This window comes from Streptomyces sp. NPDC002853, from assembly GCF_053591915.1.
The window spans coordinates 12,744-34,820 of the sequence record NZ_JBSFUS010000010.1 but is presented as its reverse complement, the minus strand read 5'-3'; the positions used below and the strand labels follow the sequence as shown (position 1 = coordinate 34,820).

Below are 22,077 nucleotides of genomic sequence, written 5' to 3'. Positions count from 1 at the left end.
TGCGATCGGTGAGCCGGACCGGATTGATGACTGCGGGCCTTGGGCTGGGAGCGGTCGGCGGATTCGTCGGCAGCCTGCTGAAGGAACGGAGCGCTCTGACTGCCGCCCGTGATGCGGCGGGCGAAGGAAGTGAGGAACAGCCTTCATGGGGCGTCGGCTCGTACCGCTCACGCTGGACAACCTCCCGGACCTTCCCCAGCGTTGCCGGACGTGTGTCTTCTGGGAGCTGGACCCGGTCAGCGGCCAGGCCGCGGTAAAGGCCGGTACGCCGGAGCTCGAGAAAGAGGCGTGGATCTCCGCGGTCCTGCTCGAGTGGGGATCATGCGGTCGGGTGGTCTACGTCGATGATCTTCCGGTGGGCTTCGTGCTGTACGCCCCGCCGGCGTATGTGCCTCGTGCCACCGCCTTTCCGACGAGCCCGGTGTCCCCAGATGCTGTGCAGCTGATGACCGCCTGGATCATGCCGGGTTATCAGGGCCAGGGGATCGGCCGTGTCATCGTCCAGACAGTCGCGAAGGATCTGTTGCGACGGGGGTTCAAGGCGATCGAGGCCTTCGGGGACGCCCGGTGGGAGAAGCCCGCCTGTGTGCTGCCCGCCGATCATCTGCTGGCGGTGGGCTTCAAGACGGTCCGTCCGCATCCCACATATCCACGGCTGAGGCTTGAGCTGCGTACGACGCTCTCCTGGAAGGAAGACGTCGAGATGGCGCTCGACCGCTTGCTGGGGGCGGTACAGAAGGAGCCCGTGCTCCGGCCGCTCTGATCGTGAGCGGCGCCGACGCACCCTTCTCATGCGAATGGGCCAGCCCGGGTGGGCTGGCCCATTCGTGTTTCACGTGAAACAACGCGTCGCCTGTAGCGGCGTCGCTCGTTACTCGGCGATGAAGTCCGCGAGGTCGCGTTCCAGAGCCGCCTTCGGCTTGGCGCCGACGATCGTCTTGGCCACCTCGCCGCCCTGGTACACGTTCAGGGTCGGGATGGACATGACGCCGTACCTGGCCGCGATGCCCGGGTTCTCGTCGATGTTGAGCTTGACGATCTCGATCTTGTCGCCGTGCTCAGCCGCGATCGCCTCGAGGGACGGCGCGATCTGGCGGCACGGGCCGCACCAAGCGGCCCAGAAGTCCACCAGGACGGGCTTGTCGTTCTTCAGGACGTCTTCCTCGAAGGAGGCGTCGGTCACGTTCTTCAGAGTGCCGGCCACGGCGGGCTCCTTAACTCGGTGATGCGGTGGGGAGGATGGGATGTCAGACGGCGGCGGCGGCCGTCTCGCTGTCCACGAGGGCAGCGAGGAACCGCTCGGAGTCCAGGGCGGCGGAGCAGCCGGTGCCGGCCGCAGTGATCGCCTGGCGGTACGTGTGGTCGACGACGTCACCGGCGCCGAAGACGCCGGGCACGTTCGTCCGGGTCGAGGGCGCGTCCACCTTCAGGTAGCCCTCGTCGTCCAGGGTGAGCTGGCCCTTGAAGAGCTCCGTGCGCGGGTCGTGGCCGATCGCGATGAAGAGGCCGGTCACGGGCAGCTCGGAGGTCTCACCCGTCTTCAGGTTGCGCAGCGTCAGACCGGAGAGCTTCTGCTCGCCCTTGATCTCGGCGACCTCGCTGTCCCAGACGAAGCTGATCTTCGGGTCGGCCATCGCGCGCTCCTGCATCGCCTTGGACGCACGCAGACTGTCGCGACGGTGCACGATCGTCACGGACTTGGCGAAGCGCGAGAGGAAGGTGGCCTCCTCCATCGCGGTGTCGCCACCGCCGATCACGGCGATGTCCTGGTCCTTGAAGAAGAAGCCGTCGCAGGTCGCGCACCAGGAGACGCCGCGGCCGGAGAGCGCGTCCTCGTTCGGCAGACCGAGCTTGCGGTGCTGGGAGCCCGTCGTGACGATGACGGTCTTGGCGCGGTGCACGGTGCCCGCCGTGTCCGTCACGGTCTTGATCTCGCCGGTGAGGTCGACGGAGATCACGTCGTCCGGCACCAGCTCGGCGCCGAAGCGCTCGGCCTGGGCCCGCATGTTGTCCATGAGCTCGGGGCCCATGACGCCGTCCTGGAAGCCGGGGAAGTTCTCCACCTCGGTGGTGTTCATCAGCGCACCACCTGCGGTGACGGCGCCCTCGAACACCAGGGGCTTCAGCGACGCTCGCGCGGTGTAGAGCGCCGCCGTGTAGCCGGCGGGCCCGGAGCCGATGATGATCACGTTACGGACGTCGGTCACGGCTTGATTCCTCGTCTCTGGAGACTGCTGCGTACTGCTGGTGGGTGCCTGGCTCAGGTCTCTCATCCCACCCAACGGATCCTACGGGGCATGCATTCCCGACGTGTCCGAGCGCACGGAAGCATGTCAGGGGACGCCAGGATGCCACGCTGAGCCGAATCTCCCGCCGCAGCGGTGAGAAGGTCAGGGCCGCGCGTAGGAGTTGGTCAGCAGTACCTTGCCCGCAGCGGAGGCCGACGACGCCTTGTCCACGCACGTCGCGTCGACCACGTACGCGGACACCTTCGTCGTGTCGGAGTCGTGGGACGCCACGACGAGGTAGGCGTCCTTCCCCTTATAGGTGCCCTCTTCGGCGGCGAGCGGTGTCCTGTCGCCGATGCCGAGCTGGATGCACGTCGGGACGGTGACCGTGGACTCGCGCATCTTCTGTTCCTTCGGGGACTCCGGGCTGGACCGCACGTCGAAGGACGGCCTGCCAGTCCCGGACTCAGGGCCCGTGGTGGGCGCCTTGGCGAGCAGGTCCGTCACCTGACCCTTGAGCTTGTCCTCAGAGAAGGCATGCGCGGAGTTGCTGTGCTCTGAAGCCGTCTCGCCCCCACCGCCCGAGTCATCGCCCTCGTTCTGCAGCAACAAGGAACCCAGGCCGATGGCGGCCGCCGTAAAGACGGCACCCAGCACTACGTTGCGCCGACGGCCGCTCCGCAAGCGACTGCGTCGTCCGGGCCCAGTGGCAGCGCGCGAGTGGCCCGCGGGACGGTCGACGAGCTCGCCGCGCTGCACGGAGGCGGGCGATGTTTCACGTGAAACACGTGCGGTGGGCGTCGGCTTCGGCGCTGAACCCGGGTCGTTCGCCTCGACGGACCCGGGCGCGATGGAGTCGAGGAGCGCCTCCGCCGCCAGTGCGGCGTCGATCCGTCCCGCGACATCGGCCGGCATCCGTGGCGGCCCCGGCAGGGTGCCGAGAATCCCCCGGATCTCCTCCAGGGAGGCATAGACGTCGGCACAGAGCCCGCAGTCGTCCAGGTGCTGCCGGAGATCGGCGGTTCGGGACGGAGGCAGCAGCCCCTCCGTGAGGTCGGAGATCTCGGCGACTTCCGGGTGCCCGGCCGAATCGGTCGTGGTTGTCACGCTCGCCCACCTCCGCCCTTCACAGCAGCTGAATCGCTTGGTCCCGTGTCCCGTGGTCCCGCTGCAGGTGGGACGGATGTCCCCTGCGTCCGGTTCCTTCCACGGCCAGACTTCTTGCCCTCCTCGTCGTCGCCGCCGTCTCCGTTCTGCTTACGGGGCTCCGTACGCAGGTGGGTGAGCAGCGGCAGCAGTCTGGCTCTGCCGCGAGCGCAGCGGCTCTTCACGGTGCCGGTGGGCACCTCCAACACGCTGGCAGCCTCGGCCACCGGGTAACCGTGCATGTCCACGAGGACGAGGGCGGCGCGCTGGTCGTGCGGCAGGGTGCCCAGAGCCTCGATGACCTCGCGGTGGAGATCGCCGCGCTCTACGGGGGCTTCCGCGGACTCGTGCGGTTCGAGGAGCTGCTCGAGCCGTTCGGTGTCGTCGATGGGGGAGGTCTTACGGGATGCCGCCTTGCGGGCCCGGTCGAGGCAGGCGTTCACGGTGATCCGGTGCAGCCACGTCATGACGGCCGACTGACCGCGGAAGGTGTGGGCGGCGCGGTAGGCGGAGACCAGAGCGTCCTGGACGGCGTCAGCGGCTTCCTCGCGGTCGCCCAGCGTGCGCAGGGCCACGGCCCACAGGCGGTCGCGATGGCGCCGGACGAGTTCGCCGAAGGCGTCCTTGTCCCCTGCCACGTGGCGGGCCAGGAGGTCCTTGTCGCTCATCTCGTCGTGCGTGGTGTCGTCCACCGTCGAACCCCCTCCCCCGGTGAGCCTCGGACTCAGCCCGTGAACTTCACGTCCGTGATGGCCTGCTTGTACCCGGCACTGCTGTACTCGTCACGCGGTGACTGCGGTACCTCGGTGAGCCAGACCAGTACGTACCGCGTGGCGACCGGCTTCTTGGCCTTGATCTGCGCGGATTGTCCGGTGGTCGTGGCGGTCCCGATCTTCTTCATGGAACTCGGGGGCGTCGAGGAGGACATCGAGTTCGCGGCGTACAGCTCGACCGTCGTGTGGTCGCCGCCGTAGCGGAGCCCGAGTGACGCGGCTGACACGTCCTCTTCCTTGCCGAGGTCGTAGACGATACCGACGCCGGGCTTGTAAGGGGCCAGCTTCGGGCCCTCTATGAAGCTCTTGGACCGCCAGTACGTCGAGTCGTCGCCGTCGTACGTGTTGGGGACGCCCGCGAGATCCTGCGGGCCGCCCTTGAGCACGTACTCCTCGCCGCTCACGATCTTGATCGGGTGTGTGGCCTTCGGCTCGCTCTTGTCGCCGTCGTCGGACGTGTCGGCGCTGCCGGGATCCTCGGAGTTCCCCCGGTCCATCAACGCGTCGGCGAGCTGCCAGCTGCCGAGGCCCAGGGCTGCGATGAGCAGTGCGGACACGGCCCACTTGAGGGCTTTGCCGGTACGGCTCTGCAGCGGGGGCGGCGGGGTCGGGACGACCTGGGTGTCACCGGGGCGGGGAGTGGTGCGGCCGTAGGTGCCCTGCTGGTAGGTCGTGCGCTGGTACTCGGGCGGCGCGGTGAAGGCGGGCTCCGGCGGGCGGATGCGCGGCATCTCACCGATCGCCTTCACCAACTCCTCCGGGGTCGTGCACGGCGGCTCTTGGCGGGAAGCCGTCGCGCCCTCGTTCACGAGCGCGCGCATGGCGAGCTCGGAGAGGCCCCTGTGCACGCCTGCACGCACCTGGTCGGGGGCGATGAGACCGACGCCCTTGGGAAGCCCGGAGAGGCCGTACGCGTCGTCCTCGTACGGCCAGCGCTGGGTCAGCGAGGCGTACAGGAGCGCACCGACGGCTTCGGTGTCCGTGCGTTGCGGGGTGTCCGAGCTGATGCCGCGCAGCGCCGCGTTCACGGCGAGGCCGCGGATGCGGTACTGACCGGAGGACGTCCGCAGCACCGCGCTCGGGGTCAGCCGCAGGTGGGCGAGCCCCTCGCGGTGGGCGGCCGCCATGGCCTGGGCGACCTGACTGACGAGTTGATACGCGTCGTGCGCCTCGAGAGGGCCGGCGGCGAGCAGTGCGGTCAGTTCCGTGGCGTCGGGCAGCCACTCATGCACCACGTAGACGAGGTCGTTCTCCTCGACCGCGTCCAGGACGTGGACGAAGCGGGGGTCGCCGAGCAGCGCCGACGAGCGGGCCGCGGCGAGCACCGATCGTGCCCGCGGATGGTCGGCGGGCAGCAGATGCACGCCGACAGCCCGGCGGAGCTTCTCGTCCACCGCACGCCAGCTGCTGAAACCGTCCAGACGGGTGACGCATTCTTCGAGTCGGTAGCGTCTGGCGAGCTTGTGACCGCTGTGCAGCTCGGGGGGTGATGCCGCCCCCGCGCCCATGGGCTCACCAATCTCTGCTGCGCCTTCTTCTGCCGTTTCCCGCTCCCGGGTCTGGGCCACCCCGTCGGCCGTGGCCTCGTCCGCCTTCGCGGTCAGCGGCTCATCGCCGCTGTTGTCTGCCACGTCGACGGCAGCCGTGCTCCGTTCCGCCACCGTCGTTCCTGCCTCCCCATCCATCGCGCTTCGTCAGACGCCAAAGCCAATTGTGCCCACAGTCCGGCGCTATGCACGACACGCGGTGGCCGGTGATGGTTGTGCGAACCCCTGTATCTCACCGTCCGAGACGGCCGCGGACCATCCCGACCATCGAATTGAGCTCCGCAATCCGCATCTTTCGGGCGGCCACGAAGAACACACCGCCGAGAATGACTCCACCGACCACCAAAGCGATCAGGGAACCGCCCGCACCGTCACCCAGAGTCTTGAGGATTCCGTAACCCGCGGCGCCGCCGAGAATGGCCGCGGGGACGCACGCCATGGCGAGCCGGGCGTACGTACGCAGGACCTGGGTGCCGTCCAGGTCGCCGCCGAGGCGGTTGCGCAGCCTGCGCCAGGCGACACCGACACCGACCGCGTAGGCGAGGCCGTACGAGGCGGCCATGCCGACCACGGCCCACTCCGCGGGCAGGACGACGTAGGCCAGGACGCTCGCCGCCGCGTTGACGGCGGCCACGATGACCGTGTTGTAGAAGGGCGTCCGGGTGTCCTCGTAGGCGTAGAAGCCACGCAGGACGACGTACTGCACCGAGTACGGGATCAGCCCCAGTCCGAACGCCATCAGGACGAAGCCCATGGACTGGGCGGCCTGGCTGCCGCTGGAGGCGAAGAGCAGGGTGCACATCGGGACGCCGAGGGCGACGAAGGAGAAGGCGACCGGGACGATCGCCACCGCGGAGGTGCGCAGCCCCTGCGAGATGTCGTCACGTACGGCGCCGGGGTCGTTGTCGTGGGCCGACCGCGAGATGCGGGGCAGCATGGCCGCCATGACGGAGACGGTGATGATGGCCTGCGGCATGCCCCAGATCAACTGGGCGTTGGAGTAGGCCATGATGCCCGAGCCGTCCTTGCCGGAGGCCTTGCCGGCGGCGGTGGCCAGCTGGGTGACGACGAGCACGCCGGCCTGGTTGGCGAGGACGAAGAGCACCGTCCACTTGGCGAGCTTGACCGCCTTGCCGAGGCCGTGGCCCTTCCAGTCGAAGCGCGGCCGGAACCGGAAGCCCGTCTCGCGGAGGTACGGGATCATCGCCAGGGCCTGGACCACCAGACCGAGCAGGGTGCCGATGCCGAGGAGACGGACACCGTCCGCCGGGATCGACTCGACCCTCATGCCGGAGTCGCCTGAAGTGCCGTAGACCCAGATGAACAGCCCGAACGTGAAGATCATGACGATGTTGTTGAGGACCGGGGTCCACATCATCGCGCCGAACTTGCCGCGGGCGTTGAGGACCTGCCCCATCACCACGTGCACGCCCATGAAGAAGATGGTGGGCAGGCAGTAGCGGGCGAAGGTGACCGCGACGTTGTTGGCCGCCTCGTCGTTCGCGATGGGGGTCGACATCAGCTTGACCAGGAGTGGCGCCGCGAAGACGGCCAGGGCGACGATGAGGCCGAGGGCGACCATGACGAGGGTCAGCAGGCGGTTGGCGTAGGCCTCGCCGCCGTCCTTGTCGTCCTTCATGGCGCGCACCAGCTGCGGCACGAACACCGAGTTGAGGCCGCCGCCGACGGAAAGGATGTAGATCATCGTCGGCAGCGTGTACGCGACTGTCCAGGCGTCACCGAGTGTCGCGGCGCCGAGAGCCGCGGTGATCACCATGGTGCGCACGAAGCCGGTGAGGCGGGAGACCATCGTGCCCGCGGCCATCACCGCGCTCGACTTCAGCAGGCTCGAGGCCCGACCGCCGCCGCTCGACTTCGCGGCCGGCGCGGGGGCCGGGGGAGCTGCAGGTGCCGGGACCATCGGAGGCTCGGCAGGCTGATAGCCATCCTGCTGCTGATAGCCGTCGCCCTGGGGGTACCCAGGGTTCTGGGGGTAGCCGTTGCCCTGGGGGTAACCGCTGTCCTGGGAATAGCCGTCCTGCTGGTAGCCACCGGACTGCTGGTAGCCGCCGGGCTGCTGGTCCCGGAAGAGGTGGGCGAAGGCGTCCGGCTCGTGGCGTTCCTCGCCGGCCTGGGTGACCAAGTCGTCGACGCCCACGAACTGCGTGGTGCGGGCGTCGTCGCCGTACGGGAGGTGCCGGGTCGGGCCTTCGGGTTCGGGGGCCGGGGTCTGCGCCCACACGCGAGGGTCCGGGGCGTGCTGAGGGGAGGGCGGCTGGGCGTAGAGCGGCTGCGGGTCCTGGTAGTAGCCGGGCGGCGGCGGGGGGTGCGCGGCGCGGTCGTACAGCGCCTCGGTCACCGGATCCTGGGCGGCGAGGTCCTGTGCCCGGTAGGGGTCCTGGTCGTAGGCATCCTGGAGGTACACGTCCGGCGCGGGCTGGGGTGGCACCTGCCCGTCCTCAGGAGGACCGGAACCGCCCGCGCCCTGGCCACGGTCACCGTCGTACGGCGCGTTCATGGATTACCCCACCTCATCGTCCCCGGGCCCACCGGCCACGACATCGCTCAACGGTCCACTCTCTCACCCGTGTCCGACGGGTCGGTGCTTTCCGGAGCGGTGTCCGGTGTCGGGTCACTCGGCTGCTCGGGGTCGTCCTCCCCCGGCTCCGTGCCGGGCTCGCCGTCCGGCCCGTCCTCCGGGCCATCCTCCGGGCCCTCCTCAGCCTGCTTCCGGGCTGCCCGCTTGCGCTGGGTGTACATCCGGAATCCGGCGAGGACGAGGAGCAGCACGCCGCCCGCGATGACCAGCATCACCGTGAGGGTGATCTCGGTGACGTTCACGTCGAACTGGACCCTCTTGCCGTACGGCTGCCCGTCCTCGGTGTAGAGCTGCGCGTAGACCGGGACCGGGCCGTTGGCATTGGCCGTGGTGGTGAACTTCACCGACTGGGCGTGCCCGCCCGAGACCTTGACCGGCCGCTCCGAGTAGGACTTGCCGTCGATCTTCAGACGGGTGGGGTTCTCCGACGTCAGGCGCAGAACCATGTGGTCGACGCCCTGGACCAGGTTGTTCTGCACCGTCACGGGGATCGTCGCGCTGCGCCCCGAGAGCTTCGCGTCGGACTTGTCGATCAGTGCCACTTGCTCGACGAGCGTGGTCAGATAGTCCGCCACGCCTTGGCGGAATGTTGCCGCCTCGGCGGCCCTGCCCCGCCAGGACGTCGACATCTCACGGTCTATGGCCCGGCCGAAGGGCGTGATGACGCGGTCGGGCTCGCTGAGGATCGTCTGGAAACGGTTGAGCTTGTTCTGGGTCCCCTGGATCGACGTGAAGGCCGACTTCGGCAGCTCCTGCTTGCGCAGCGCCGCCGGATAGGACCTGGCCGACGGGACCTGGGTCGTGGCCGCCGGGTCCGGCTTCGCCTTGGCCGCCGCCGAGAGATCCTGCGGCTCGGACCAGCGCTCTTCCGAGAGAGCGGTCAGGGCCTTGGCCATCGACTGGGCCTGGCTGGCGGAGGGCATGCGCTGCGGTGCCACCACGATGCTCCGCTGCCTGTCCGGATCCTGCAGCGTCACCATCAGGCTCTGGGCGAGGAACTGCTGCACGGCGAGCGTGGAGTCCTCGGCCCCCGTCATGTCGCCCTGGAAGGCCGTGGAGAGGCGTGCGTCGGCCACCACGGCTGTCGTGCCGCCGCCGATGGGCCGGGCGGCGTTGGGCGTGTACGGCAGCGCGTTGCCCTCACGCAGGCTGTCGCTCCGGGCGATGACCGAGTGGGCGCCCGCCGAGGTGGAGACATCGACGATCGACGGATCCAGGGCGCCGTCCACGGGCCACGCGAAGTCCGACTGCGGCTTGACGTGGAGGATGGAGTCCACGGCCATCGCCCCCGCGTCCGTGGCGTCCTTGAGCTGGCCCAGGGAGCCGGTGACGGTCCTGCCGTTGTGGGCCAGCGATGCCAGGTCGGGATCGGCGAAGGGCAGCGCCACGACCTTCTTGTTCTTGACGGTCTGCTCGAGCTCGTTGAGCCACTCCTTGGCGAGCGCCTGGTTCTTGCCCGCCGTGGTGCTCTTGCCGTCGGCGGTCTGCACCCTGTAGTTCCGCGTCATGTGGTCGACCGAGGCCAGCAGGTCGGGGTCGACGACCCAGGTCACGTCGAGCTGACGGCCCAGGGACAGCATCTGCTCCAGGCGACCGCCCGGAGCGAGCTCCTTGGCCAGGTCGTCGTCCGTGAAGACGGGCGTCTGCTGTTCGTCCGAGCCGGTCTCCGCCGTGAGGTGCGAGGTGGAGATGAGCGGCCACAGGTAAGTCGTCTTGGTCTTGGTGTCGGCGGCGCCCGACTGCCACGGCAGGAAGGTCCGCTCGAAGCCGAGTACCTGGGACCACGGCTGGGCCGTGGTGCGGCCGGTCAGCGAGACACCCAGCTGGTAGACGCCGTCGGCGCCGAGGTCCAGGGCCTTGACCGGGACGGAGATGCTGAAGTCCTGGCGGATGCCGGGGGCGAGCTTGGAGAACTTCTTGACGTACTTGCCGCCCACCTCGGTGCCGTCGGCTCCCGGCCGGTAGCCGGTGCGCTTGGCGGCGGAGTCGATCTGGCTCCGGCCGTTCAGGACCGGCCCCAGGCGCAGGCCGACCTCGGCCCCTGTCACCGGCTGCTTGCTTTCGTTGGTGACGGTGCCGGAGATCGTGAGCGTGTCGCCGTCCGTCGGCGCGGTGGGTGTGAGTTTGTTGAGCGAGACGTCGACGGTGCTCGAACCGGTGGCGTCTGCCGGCGCGCTCGGCGTCGCGGCGTGTGCGGTCGGCTCAGCCGACAGCTGCAGCATGCCGGCCAGCAATGGGGCCCCAGCCAGCAACGCTGCCGTACGCCGCAGCCACCGGCGGGCAGGTGAGGGACTGGTCCCCGGGAAGTCTGCCGCCTCGGCCACGCGTTGCCCGTCCTCGTCGTCGTCAGTGGTCGTCGGTTGTGCGTCCACGCATGGTAACGAGGTGCGCTGTGGCGAAGTGCCGCGGACTGCTCCACAAGATCGGAAGACCTGGCCGGAGAGGGGCGCGCGGCCCTGGAGGCCCGCCGAAAACGGGGCGGCCGGGGGCGTCCGGGGCACGTACCCTTTTCTGTTGTGCCGAACGCCAATGAAGAAACTCCCAGCGCACTGAGCCAGGTGCAGCGCCGCGCGGTCAGTGAACTGCTGCGTGTGTCCCCTGTCGCGGACGACCTTGCCCGCCGTTTCCGGGAGGCCGGGTTCTCTCTCGCCCTGGTCGGTGGGTCGGTCAGGGACGCGCTCCTTGGCCGGCTCGGCAATGACCTGGACTTCACGACGGATGCCCGTCCCGAGGACGTACTGAAGATCGTCAGGCCGTGGGCGGACTCGGTCTGGGAGGTCGGGATCGCCTTCGGCACGGTCGGGAGTCAGAAAGACGGCTACCAGATCGAAGTCACGACATATCGGTCCGAGGCCTACGACAGGACCTCGCGCAAGCCTGAGGTGTCGTACGGCGACTCCATCGAGGAAGACCTCGTGCGTCGCGACTTCACCGTCAACGCGATGGCTGTCGCTCTCCCGGAGAAGGAGTTCATCGACCCGCACGGAGGGCTCGAGGATCTGGCGGAGCGCGCCCTGCGTACTCCGGGCACCCCTGAGGACTCCTTCTCCGACGATCCGCTGCGGATGATGCGTGCCGCCCGGTTCGCCGCGCAGCTCGACTTCGAGGTGGCTCCGGAGGTCGTAGCCGCGATGAAGGCGATGGCCGAGCGCATCGAGATCGTCTCCGCGGAGCGTGTCCGTGACGAATTGAACAAGCTGATCCTCTCGCCGTACCCGGCGAAGGGGCTGGCTCTACTTGTCGACACAGGCATCGCCGACCGCGTGCTGCCCGAGCTTCCCGCGCTGCGTCTGGAGAGTGACGAGCACCACCGTCACAAGGACGTCTACGACCACTCGCTGATCGTCCTCGAGCAGGCGATGGCGCTGGAGGAGGACGGCCCGGACCTGACGCTGCGGATCGCGGCGCTGCTGCACGACATCGGGAAGCCGCGGACGCGACGCTTCGAGGACGACGGCCGGGTTTCCTTCCACCACCACGAGGTGGTGGGCGCCAAGATGACCAAGAAGCGGATGACGGAGCTCAAGTACTCCAACGAGCTCGTGAAGGACGTCTCGCGCCTGGTGGAGCTGCACCTGCGCTTCCACGGCTACGGGACGGGCGAGTGGACGGACTCCGCCGTACGCCGTTACGTACGCGACGCGGGGCCCCTGCTCGACCGTCTGCACAAGCTGACCCGGTCCGACTGCACGACGCGTAACAAGCGCAAGGCCAATGCGCTGTCGCGGGCGTACGACGGCCTTGAGGAGCGCATCGCGCGACTCCAGGAGCAGGAGGAGCTGGACTCGATCCGCCCGGACCTCGACGGCAACGAGATCATGGAGATCCTGGATGTCAGGCCGGGCCCGGCGATCGGCCAGGCCTACAAGTTCCTGCTGGAGCTACGCCTTGAGAACGGGCCCATGGAGCGGGACGCGGCGATCGCGGCGCTCAAGGAGTGGTGGGCGACGCAGGAGTGAAGTAGGGCGACGTGCGCTGTTTCACGTGAAACATCGCACCGGATCCGGACATGCGAAGGGGCACTGTTTCACGTGAAACAGTGCCCCTTCGCTTATGCCGCTACTTGTTCTTCAGGCAGAGCACCACATCGTGGCCGCTGCCGGTCTGGTAGTAGGAGACCTCGGTCCCCTTAACCGCCTCGCACTTGCTGACGCTGCTCGTGTCGTCGAACTTCTCGATGACCTCGAACTCGGCGTCGCTCGAGGAGCAGTCGGTGTTCTTGAGGTCCGGCGCGGACTGCGTGCCCTTGTTGTGCAGGCAGTCACCGACGGCCGTCGTCTCGGCGTCGCTCTGGCCGAAGTACCACTTGCCTGCAGCGATGAGGATGGCGACAACTATGAAGCCACCGATGCGCAGCATGAGCTTCTTGCCGCGACCACCACTCGGCGCGGCCGGAGGAGGAACCGGCGCCCCCTGGTTGTACGGCGGGTAGGGCTGCTGCGGCACGGTGGGCTGGCCGGGCTGGCCCGGCTGCCCGGGGTGCGGCTGCACGCCCTGGCCGTACGGATTCTGGCCCTGGGGCGGAGTAGTCACTTTGGGGGTCCCCCTCGAACGGAAGCGCGATGGCGCGGATACGACGTCCGTAAGTTATAGGCACGCGGTGGCATCGTTGAAGTCGAGGGGTGCTCTGTGTCACTGATGTGACACTTACTGCGCGTCAAACCTGGCCATAGCGGCAGCAATCGCCGCGTAGATAACGGCCACCGTGACCACCAGGGGGACCGATCGTCCGTCAGGCGGCAGCATCAGTGCGGCTACTCCCGCCGCACCGACGAAAGCGACGTTGAACAGGACGTCGTAGACCGAGAAGATCCGGCCACGGAAGTTGTCGTCCACCGCCGACTGCACCACCGTGTCCGTGGCGATCTTCGCGCCCTGCGTCGTCAGCCCGAGGAGGAACGCGGCGATGAGCAGCGGGACCGGGGTGAAGGGGAGGGCGAGCGCCGGTACCAGGATCGCCGCGGCGCCCGCGCAGGTGACGATCCAGCCGCCGGCCGTCAGGCGGCTCACCGCCCAGGGAGTCAGTACGGCCGCAGCGAAAAAGCCCGTCCCCGAAACCCCCACGGCGAGCCCGAGCAGGGCAAGACCATCGGACTCCGAGGACGACCAGGCGTACCGGCAGAGCATCAGGACCATGACCGTCAGAGCGCCGTAGCAGAACCGCATGAACGTCATCGCGAGCAGCGCGCGGGCGGCGGGGCGCCTCTGCGACAGATGCCGCACCCCGGCCATCAGGTCCCGTGCCGTACCGGAGAGCGCCGCGGCGAGGCGAGGCTGCACCACCTCCGGGTCCGGGCCCAGCAGTTCACGCGTCATCCGGAGTGAGGCGAGCGCCGCGCAGAGATACAGGGCAGCTCCGAGCAGGACGACCGCCGCGTCCGAATCGGGGCCCACCAAGCGCACGACGAACGCGAGACCACCGCCCACGGTGGCGGCCAGCGTTCCCGCGGTCGGTGAGAGGGAGTTGGCCATCACCAGGCGCTCGGCGTCGACCACGCGGGGCAGCGCCGCGGAGAGCCCGGCGAGGACGAAACGGTTGACGGCCGTGACACAGAGCGCGGAGGCATAGAAAAGCCAGTCCGGCACGCCGCTCAGCATCAGCACCGCGGTCACTGAGGCGAGAGCGGTCCGCAGCAGGTTGCCGTAGAGAAAAACCTGACGGCGTGGCCAGCGGTCGAGGAGCACGCCGGCGAAGGGGCCGATCAGTGAGTAGGGCAGGAGCAGCACCGCCATCGCGGAGGCGATCGCGCCCGGCGAGGTCTGCTTCTCGGGCGAGAAGACGACGTAGGTGGCGAGGGCCACCTGATAGACGCCGTCCGCGCCCTGGGAGATCAGCCGCACGGCCAGCAGCCGCCGGAAGTCCCGCAGGCGCAGCAGCACGCGCAGGTCACCGACGACAGCCATGATCCCCAGCCTCACATACGAGAAGGGTCCCCGGGCGGATTGCCCGGGGACCCTCAACAGTCGTTCAAGGGGCGAGCTTTAGCGCTCGACCTCGCCCTTGATGAACTTCTCGACGTTCTCGTAGGCCTCGTCGTCGAAGTACTGCACCGGTGGGGACTTCATGAAGTACGAGGACGCGGAGAGGATCGGGCCGCCGATGCCGCGGTCCTTGGCGATCTTCGCGGCGCGCAGGGCGTCGATGATGACACCGGCCGAGTTCGGGGAGTCCCAGACCTCGAGCTTGTACTCCAGGTTCAGAGGGACGTCACCGAAGGCGCGACCCTCGAGGCGGACGTACGCCCACTTGCGGTCGTCGAGCCACGCCACGTAGTCCGAGGGGCCGATGTGGACGTTGTTCTCGCCCAGCTCACGGTCACGGATCTGCGAGGTGACGGCCTGCGTCTTCGAGATCTTCTTGGACTCGAGGCGGTCGCGCTCCAACATGTTCTTGAAGTCCATGTTGCCGCCGACGTTGAGCTGCATGGTGCGCTCGAGACGGACACCGCGGTCCTCGAACAGCTTCGCCATCACGCGGTGCGTGATGGTGGCGCCGACCTGGGACTTGATGTCGTCGCCGACGATCGGGACGCCCGCCTCGGTGAACTTGTCGGCCCACTCCTTGGTGCCGGCGATGAAGACCGGGAGGGCGTTGACGAAGGCGACCTTGGCGTCGATGGCGCACTGCGCGTAGAACTTCGCGGCGTCCTCGGAACCCACCGGCAGGTAGCAGACGAGAACGTCGACCTGCTTGTCCTTGAGGATCTGGACGACGTCAACGGGGGCCTCGGTGGACTCCTCGATGGTCTGGCGGTAGTACTTGCCCAGGCCGTCGTGGGTGTGGCCGCGCTGGACGGTGACGCCCGCGCTCGGCACGTCGCAGATCTTGATGGTGTTGTTCTCGCTGGCGCCGATGGCGTCCGAGAGGTCGAGTCCGACCTTCTTGGCGTCGACGTCAAAGGCGGCGACGAACTCGACATCGCCGACGTGATAGTCGCCGAACTGGACGTGCATCAGGCCCGGGACCTTGGCGTCCGGGTCTGCGTCCTTGTAGTACTCGACGCCCTGGACCAGCGAGGCGGCGCAGTTGCCCACGCCGACGATGGCTACGCGAACCGAACCCATTCCGGTTGCTCCCTGTGTGATTCGTGTATTCCGGATGAGACCCCGCGGACCGCGGGGCCTCACTTGGCGGTGTCATCGGACGGATCCGGCGGCGGGTTCGTGTCCCGCCGCCGGGGCAGGCCGCCCGACTCCCCAGATGTGCTGTCGTGCTGAGCGGAGCCGTCCGGGGCGGACCGTTGCTGGCCCCGCCCCGCGCGCTCGCTCTCGATGAGCTCGTTCAGCCAGCGCACTTCGCGCTCCACGGACTCCATTCCGTGCCGCTGCAGCTCAAGCGTGTAGTCGTCCAGGCGCTCCCGGGTACGGGCCAGGGAGGCGCGCATCTTCTCCAGACGTTCCTCGAGGCGGCTGCGACGCCCCTCGAGCACCCGCATGCGTACGTCCCGCGAGGTCTGCCCGAAGAAGGCGAAGCGGGCGGCGAAGTGTTCGTCCTCGTATGCGTCGGGGCCGGTCTGGGAGAGCAGCTCCTCGAAGTGCTCCTTACCTTCCGCCGTCAACCGATAGACGATCTTGGCGCGGCGCCCGGAGAGAGGTGCCGCGAGGGCCTCCTCGGGGGTGCCACCCGTTTCCTCGATCAACCAGCCGTTGGCGACCAGCGTCTTGAGGCAGGGGTAGAGCGTCCCGTAGCTGAAGGCGCGGAACACTCCCAGCGAAGTATTGAGCCGTTTACGCAGCTCATAGCCGTGCATCGGGGACTCGCGCAGCAGGCCGAGGACGGCGAACTCGAGGATGCCGGAGCGTCTGCTCATCTTCGCCTCCCGTCTGTCAGCGTCTGTCGACACGGTCTTTATGCCGAGCTGATGTATCGACTCGATACATCGAGACGATAGAACGGCCTGCCTGTTGAGACAAGAGGGGAATCGGTGAACGGCGTCACATCACCGATTCGTAGGAAGTAACTTGCCTGATTTGGGGTGAACTTCTGCGCTAAGAGGGTTTTGACGGTGCGTAGTCTGTGCGCCATGCAGACCGCCGGGAACCAAGTGACGCGTGAGGGCGTCGTTGACCCTGGTGTAGTGCGGATGAGCGCCGACAGCGGCGTATCCGTACTTCGGGGGGACCGGAAACCAGCCGCCGTTTCCAGGCGCGGATACCTGCGCCTGCCCGAGGAGTAATCGTTCGATGAGCGAGCACCGTCGCAAACCGCCGCAGCCGCAGGGCGGCGGACGCGCCGCGGCCAGACGCGGCGTCCCAGGCGCGTCGTCGGGTCGCCGCGCGGCACCGCGTGGCGCCACTGGATCGCCCACTTCCTCAACCGGCTCGCACGGAGCAGGAGCCCCTGACGACGGGGACCGCTCCTACGGCGGCCGCGCCGAGGCCCGCCGTGCCGCGCAGCGCAGTGGCGCTGTCGGCGCGGGTGGCGGCCGCCGCAGAGCGGCCGACGGAGCCGGCTCCGGGCGCGGAGGCGCCGGAGGCGGCGGGCGCCGAGGTGGCGGTGGCCCGAACGGGCCCGGCCGAGGCCGTGGCCGTGGTGGGCATGAGCCCGGCAAGAAGCGACTGATCAACTATCCGCGTTCGGACAAGGACGGCCTGCGCCGCTGGGTTCCGTCCTGGCGTCTTGTCACCGGCCTGTTCGTCGGCTTCCTCGGTGGCCTGATGGCGGTCACCGGGATCGCGTACGCCTTGGTGGAGGTGCCGAAGGTCGACGAAGCGGCCAAGGCGCAGAACAACGTCTATTACTGGGCCAACGGCAAGCAGATGGTCGCGACCGGTGGTGAGACGAACCGCCAGATCATCGACTACGACAAGATCCCCAAGGAGATGCGGACCGCCGTCATCTCGGCCGAGAACAAGACGTTCGAGGACGACAAGGGCGTCGACCCCATGGGCATCGCGCGGGCCGTGGTCAACATGGCCAAGGGCGGCGAGACCCAGGGTGGCTCGACCATCACTCAGCAGTACGTGAAGAACGCGCGCCTGGGCGACCAGTCGCAGACGTTCACGCGTAAGTTCAAAGAGCTCTTCATCTCCATAAAGGTGGGCCGGCAGGAGTCCAAGGAGAAGATCATGGCGGGGTATCTCAACACCGCCTACTACGGCCGTGGGGCCTACGGCATCCAGGCAGCGGCCCGCGCCTACTTCGACGAGGACGCCGCCAACCTGAACCCCAGCGAGTGCGCGTTCCTGGCGACGGTCCTGAAGGGCGCCACGTACTACGACCCGGCCGGCTCCCCTGAGGTCGACCCCGCAGCCTCGCCGCAAGCCAACCGCGCTCGTGCAACGAAGCGCTGGAGCTGGATCCTCGACGAAGAGGTCAAGGACGGTCACCTGACCGCCGAGGTCCGGAACAAGTACACGGAGTTTCCGGAGCTGCAGAACCCCCGCTCCAACGCTCAGCTGGGCGGTCAGGTCGGGTACCTGGTCGACTTGGCTAAGGCCTACGTGATCAACAACAGCGACGGTCAGATCACGGCCAACGATCTCCAGCAGGGCGGCTACGAGATCCACACGACCTTCTCCAAGTCGAAGGTCGACAAGCTCGAGAAGTCCGTGGAGAAGGTCCGCAAGGCGAAGATCAAGCCCAAGCAGCGGCCGGACAAGGACACCCACGTCCAGTTCGGTGGCGCGTCCGTGAACCCCAAGGACGGGGCGATCGAAGCCATCTACGGCGGTGAGGACGCGACCAAGCACTTCACCAACAACGCGGACCAGACCGGTGCGCAGGTCGGCTCGACGTTCAAGCCCTTCGTGCTGGCGGCGGCCTTCAAGGACGGAACGCGCGCCAAGGACGGGTCGCCGGACCAGGGTGAGGACGAGCGCACCATCGTCAACCCCAAGAGCCTGTACAGCGGCAAGAACAAGCTCAAGATCCAGAACTACGACGGCAGCATCTGGAAGGACAAGGAAGGCAAGGAGTGGCTGCAGACCAACGACGGTGACGCGTCGTACAACGCGCCGACCTACCAGATCGACCTTCGTGAGGCGATGCGGGAGTCCGTCAACTCGGCCTACGTGCAGCTGGGCATGGATGTCGGCCTGGACAAGGTGAAGGAGGCGGCCATCGCCTCCGGCATCAAGGAGAACAGCCTGGCCAGCGCCAACTATCCGTCCTTCTCGCTCGGCACGTCCTCTCCCAGTGCGATCCGTATGGCCGGCGCGTACTCCACCTTCGCGGCCAGCGGCAAGCAGAACGAGCCGTACTCGGTGAAGGAAGTCGAGTACAAGGGCAACACTGTCTACCAGCACGATGCACAGCCCACGCGAGCCTTCGACGATGAGGTCGCCGACAACGTCACTGACGTACTCCGGACCGTTGTCGAGAAGGGCACGGGCAGCGCGGCCCAGCTGAGCGGCCGCCAGGTGGCGGGCAAGACCGGTACGACCGACGGCAACAAGTCCGCCTGGTTCGTCGGGTACACCCCGCAGTTGTCGACCGCGATCAGCATGTACCGCCTCGACGACGACGAGGGGAACAAGAAGCGCGAGTTCCTGGAGATGTTCGGTACGGGTGGCGAGGAGAAGATCCACGGCGCCTCGTTCCCCGCGCAGATCTGGAAGAGCTACATGGAGCAGGCTCTGAAGGGCGAACGCGTGATCAACTTCCCGGTCCCTGCACCGATCGGCACAGTCGTCGGCGAGACTCCGCCCCCGGCCCCGAGCCCGACCCCCTCGGAAACCGAGGAGCCGGAGACGAGCCCTTCGCCGACTCCGTCGGACACCAGCCCCTCCCCGACTCCGTCGGACAGCCCCGATCCCGATGAGTCCTGTGCTGACTGGGACTGGCAGTGCAACAACAACGGCGGCACGACAGAGGGCGGCGACACCGACGGCAGTACTGGCGGAGAGTCGCCACCGCCCACGGGTGAACCGACAGGCGGCGGAGGCAACAACGGGAACGGAAACGGAGGCTGGCTCGGGGGCCCGGGAGGCTGACCGGTCCCCGTGAGTGTGTTTCACGTGAAACGCGCTGTTTCACGTGAAACATGCGCCACTGAACGTTGACGAGGGCCGCCACACCGCACCGGTGTGGCGGCCCTCTCCGTGTTCTCAGGTGCATACGGCAGGATGTGCGGCATGCCCAGTGCAGAGACGACGCGCACGAGCGTGCACAAGACCACTAGTGCACAACAGCCGGAGCCCGTACGGCCGACCCGGGAGGATGAGGTCGCCGCGGCCGGCAGTGAGCTGATCGGCGGCCCCATCGGCCGCAGAGTGCTGTACGCGGCGACATGGTGGACTCCCGTACGCGTCATCGCGCTCGTGGCCATCGGGATGTTCGCGCTCGGCATGGTGCAGAAGATGCCCTGCTATGACGGCGCCTGGTTTCAGGGTGCGAGTTCGCAGTACACGCATGCCTGCTACTCCGACATCCCGCACCTCTACCAGGGGCGCGGATTCGCCGACGGGCTGGTCCCCTACTTCGACAAGCTGCCCGGCGACATGGAGTACCTCGAGTACCCGGTGCTGACCGGCGTGTTCATGGAGGTGGCTTCCTGGCTGACCCCGGGCAGCGGCAGCATCCAGCACCAGGAGAAGTTCTACTGGATGGTCAATGCCGGGATGCTGATGGCCTGTACGGCGGTCATCGCCGTCTGCGTCGCCCGTACCCACAGGCGGCGCCCCTGGGACGGCCTGATGGTCGCCCTGGCGCCCGCCTTCGCGTTGACGGCCACCATCAACTGGGACCTGTTCGCCGTCGCTCTCACGGCTGCCGCGATGCTGATGTGGGCGCGCGGTGGGGTGCTCTCCGCGGGCGTCCTGCTGGGCCTGGCGACCGCCGCGAAGCTTTACCCGGCGCTGCTCCTGGGCCCGCTGCTCATCCTGTGCTGGCGAGCGGGGCGCTGGCGGGCCTTCTGGGTGACGGCCGGGGCGGCGATCGGTGCCTGGCTCGTGGTGAACCTGCCCGTGATGATCACGCACGACGCCACGGGCTTCCACATCCGCGAGGGCTGGGCGAAGTTCTACACCTTCAGCCAGGAGCGGGGCGTCGACTTCGGATCGTTCTGGTTGATCCTCTCGCAGCGCATGGACGACCCGCTGTCCACGGATACGGTCAACACCCTGGCGACGGCGCTGATGCTCCTCTCCTGCCTCGGGGTAGGCGCGCTGGGCCTGACCGCACCGCGCCGTCCGCGCTTCGCACAGCTCGCCTTCCTCGTCGTCGCCGCGTTCATCCTCACCAACAAGGTCTACTCGCCGCAGTACGTACTGTGGCTGATCCCGCTCGCGGCGCTGGCCCGCCCACGGTGGCGTGACTTTTTGATCTGGCAGGCGTGCGAAGTGGCGTACTTCTTGGGGATCTGGCTGTACCTCGCGTACACGACAAGTGGGGACGACCATAAGGGCCTCCCGACCGAGGGCTATCAACTCGCCATCGTGGTGCACCTGCTGGGGACGCTGTACCTGTGCGCCGTGATCGTGCGCGACATCCTGATGCCGGAGAGGGACCCGGTGCGACGGTCCGGCGACGACGACCCCTCAGGGGGCGTCCTGGACGGTGCACCGGACGTCTTCGTCCTCGGACAGGCGGCCCATCCGCCGCGGCATGCGGTGCACGTCACCGAGGGGCCTCAGGTGCGGTGGGGAGCGGCCCCGACCGACGTTTCGCCCTGAGCGAACAGGCCGTCGACGTAGGGAAAACGAACTGAAGGGCCGCGAGCGACAACCGTCGCTCGCGGCCCTTCAGTCTGTGCTCGGTCCGGCTGTCGTCAGCGGTCGACGATGCGGTCGAACTGCGTGGTGGTGTGCCGCAGATGGGCCACCAGCTCCTCGCCCACCTTCGGCTCGGGCGCGTCCGAGGGCACGAAGAGGATGGAGACCTGCATGTGCGGCGGCTCCGCGAACCAGCGCTGCTTGCCGCCCCAGACGAACGGCGAGAGGTTGCGGTTGACGGTCGCGAGTCCCGCGCGGGCCACGCCCTTCGCCCGCGGCACCATCCCGTGCAGCGCCTTCGGCGCCTCCAGGCCGACACCGTGCGAGGTGCCGCCCGCGACGACGACCAGCCAGCCGTCGGACGCGACCTTCTGCTGGCGGTAGCCGAAGCGGTCACCCTTGGCCACCTGCGTGACGTCCAGGACGGCTCCGCGGTACTGGGTCGCCTCGTGGTCGCCCAGCCACAGATGCGTGCCGATGCGGGCGCGGAAGCGCGTCTGCGGGAACTGCTGCTGCAGGCGGGCGAGTTCGTCGGCCTTGAGGTGGCTGACGAACATCGTGTGCAGCGGAAGACGCGCGGCACGCAGCCGGTCCATCCAGCCGATGACCTCCTCGACGGCGTCCGAGCCGTCGGTGCGGTCCAGCGGCAGGTGGATCGCGAAGCCCTCGAGCCGTACGTCCTCGATGGCCGCGTGCAGCTGTGAGAGCTCCTGCTCGCTCACGCCGTGCCGCTTCATCGAGGACATGACCTCGATGACGACGCGGGCGCCCACGAGGCCGTGTACGCCGTCCAAAGACGACACGGAGCGGATGACGCGGTCGGGCAGTGGCACGGGCTCCTCGCCCCGCCGGAACGGCGTAAGGACCAGCAGATCGCCGCTGAACCAGTCCTTGATCCGGGCTGCTTCGTACGTGGTGCCGACGGCGAGGACGTCGGAGCCGAAGCGGGTCGCTTCTTCCGCGAGGCGCTCATGACCGAAGCCGTAGCCGTTGCCCTTGCAGACCGGGACGATTCCCGGAAACTGCTCCAGCACGTGCTTGTGGTGTGCCCGCCAGCGCGCGGTGTCGACATAGAGCGTGAGCGCCATGGCCGGATCCCGGAACCTTTCTCGTGGCTGCGGTGTATCAGA

The 22,077-nt window shown here is 68.1% G+C and carries 16 protein-coding genes; 4 read left to right on the top strand and 12 right to left on the bottom strand.

The features are described from left to right. The first annotated feature begins 145 nt into the window (after window positions 1-145). On the top strand, window positions 146-763 hold the full coding sequence (locus tag ACWD02_RS27060; protein ID WP_451215029.1) for a GNAT family N-acetyltransferase: 618 nt from the start codon (window positions 146-148) through the stop codon (window positions 761-763). Window positions 764-871: 108 nt separating this feature from the next. Here the strand turns inward: ACWD02_RS27060 and trxA are convergent, their stop codons facing one another. The 7 genes from trxA to ACWD02_RS27025 form a co-directional block, all read right to left on the bottom strand. Continuing rightward, window positions 872-1,204, bottom strand: a complete 333-nt coding sequence (gene trxA / locus ACWD02_RS27055; protein WP_363210328.1) for a thioredoxin — start codon at window positions 1,202-1,204, stop codon at window positions 872-874. Window positions 1,205-1,247: 43 nt separating this feature from the next. Continuing rightward, on the bottom strand, window positions 1,248-2,207 hold the full coding sequence (gene trxB / locus ACWD02_RS27050; protein WP_363210327.1) for a thioredoxin-disulfide reductase: 960 nt from the start codon (window positions 2,205-2,207) through the stop codon (window positions 1,248-1,250). 183 nt (window positions 2,208-2,390) lie between these two features. Next, window positions 2,391-3,335, bottom strand: coding sequence for a hypothetical protein (locus ACWD02_RS27045; RefSeq protein ID WP_451215028.1), 945 nt, complete (start codon window positions 3,333-3,335; stop codon window positions 2,391-2,393). After that, on the bottom strand, window positions 3,332-4,042 hold the full coding sequence (gene sigM, locus ACWD02_RS27040; protein ID WP_451215331.1) for an RNA polymerase sigma factor SigM: 711 nt from the start codon (window positions 4,040-4,042) through the stop codon (window positions 3,332-3,334). The genes ACWD02_RS27045 and sigM overlap by 4 nt, the downstream gene beginning before the upstream one ends. 56 nt (window positions 4,043-4,098) lie before the next feature. After that, window positions 4,099-5,808, bottom strand: coding sequence for a protein kinase family protein (locus ACWD02_RS27035; protein ID WP_451215027.1), 1,710 nt, complete (start codon window positions 5,806-5,808; stop codon window positions 4,099-4,101). A gap of 118 nt (window positions 5,809-5,926) precedes the next feature. Continuing rightward, window positions 5,927-8,212 carry a murein biosynthesis integral membrane protein MurJ gene (gene murJ, locus ACWD02_RS27030; protein WP_451215026.1) on the bottom strand — a complete coding sequence of 762 codons (2,286 nt, stop codon included), beginning with the start codon at window positions 8,210-8,212 and terminating at the stop codon, window positions 5,927-5,929. Window positions 8,213-8,259: 47 nt separating this feature from the next. Next, entirely contained in the window at window positions 8,260-10,617 is a 2,358-nt protein-coding gene (locus ACWD02_RS27025) for a DUF6049 family protein (protein ID WP_451215330.1), read from the bottom strand. A 192-nt stretch (window positions 10,618-10,809) separates the two neighbouring features. Between ACWD02_RS27025 and ACWD02_RS27020 the strand changes: the two genes are divergently transcribed. Beyond that, window positions 10,810-12,252 carry a CCA tRNA nucleotidyltransferase gene (locus ACWD02_RS27020; protein ID WP_451215025.1) on the top strand — a complete coding sequence of 481 codons (1,443 nt, stop codon included), beginning with the start codon at window positions 10,810-10,812 and terminating at the stop codon, window positions 12,250-12,252. Window positions 12,253-12,352: 100 nt separating this feature from the next. Here ACWD02_RS27020 and ACWD02_RS27015 read toward each other — a convergent pair whose 3' ends face one another. The 4 genes from ACWD02_RS27015 to ACWD02_RS27000 all read right to left on the bottom strand — a co-directional run bounded on the left by ACWD02_RS27015 (window position 12,353) and on the right by ACWD02_RS27000 (window position 16,104). Then, a complete protein-coding gene (locus ACWD02_RS27015; protein WP_451215024.1) occupies window positions 12,353-12,826 on the bottom strand; it encodes an LppU/SCO3897 family protein in 474 nt (157 codons plus the stop codon). A 114-nt stretch (window positions 12,827-12,940) separates the two neighbouring features. Further along, on the bottom strand, window positions 12,941-14,197 hold the full coding sequence (locus ACWD02_RS27010) for an MFS transporter (protein ID WP_451215023.1): 1,257 nt from the start codon (window positions 14,195-14,197) through the stop codon (window positions 12,941-12,943). Window positions 14,198-14,275: 78 nt separating this feature from the next. Next, window positions 14,276-15,358, bottom strand: coding sequence for an inositol-3-phosphate synthase (locus tag ACWD02_RS27005; RefSeq protein ID WP_451215022.1), 1,083 nt, complete (start codon window positions 15,356-15,358; stop codon window positions 14,276-14,278). A gap of 59 nt (window positions 15,359-15,417) precedes the next feature. Then, entirely contained in the window at window positions 15,418-16,104 is a 687-nt protein-coding gene (locus ACWD02_RS27000) for a helix-turn-helix transcriptional regulator (protein ID WP_451215021.1), read from the bottom strand. A 373-nt stretch (window positions 16,105-16,477) separates the two neighbouring features. Between ACWD02_RS27000 and ACWD02_RS26995 the strand changes: the two genes are divergently transcribed. Further along, on the top strand, window positions 16,478-19,228 hold the full coding sequence (locus tag ACWD02_RS26995) for a transglycosylase domain-containing protein (protein ID WP_451215020.1): 2,751 nt from the start codon (window positions 16,478-16,480) through the stop codon (window positions 19,226-19,228). Window positions 19,229-19,360: 132 nt separating this feature from the next. Next, window positions 19,361-20,908 (top strand): glycosyltransferase family 87 protein, encoded by a 1,548-nt coding sequence (locus ACWD02_RS26990; protein ID WP_451215019.1) that lies wholly within the window; start codon window positions 19,361-19,363, stop codon window positions 20,906-20,908. Between the two features lie 95 nt (window positions 20,909-21,003). Here ACWD02_RS26990 and ACWD02_RS26985 read toward each other — a convergent pair whose 3' ends face one another. Then, window positions 21,004-22,035: an alanine racemase gene (locus ACWD02_RS26985; protein WP_451215018.1), complete on the bottom strand. Its 1,032-nt coding sequence runs from the start codon at window positions 22,033-22,035 to the stop codon at window positions 21,004-21,006. Window positions 22,036-22,077: the final 42 nt, after the last annotated feature.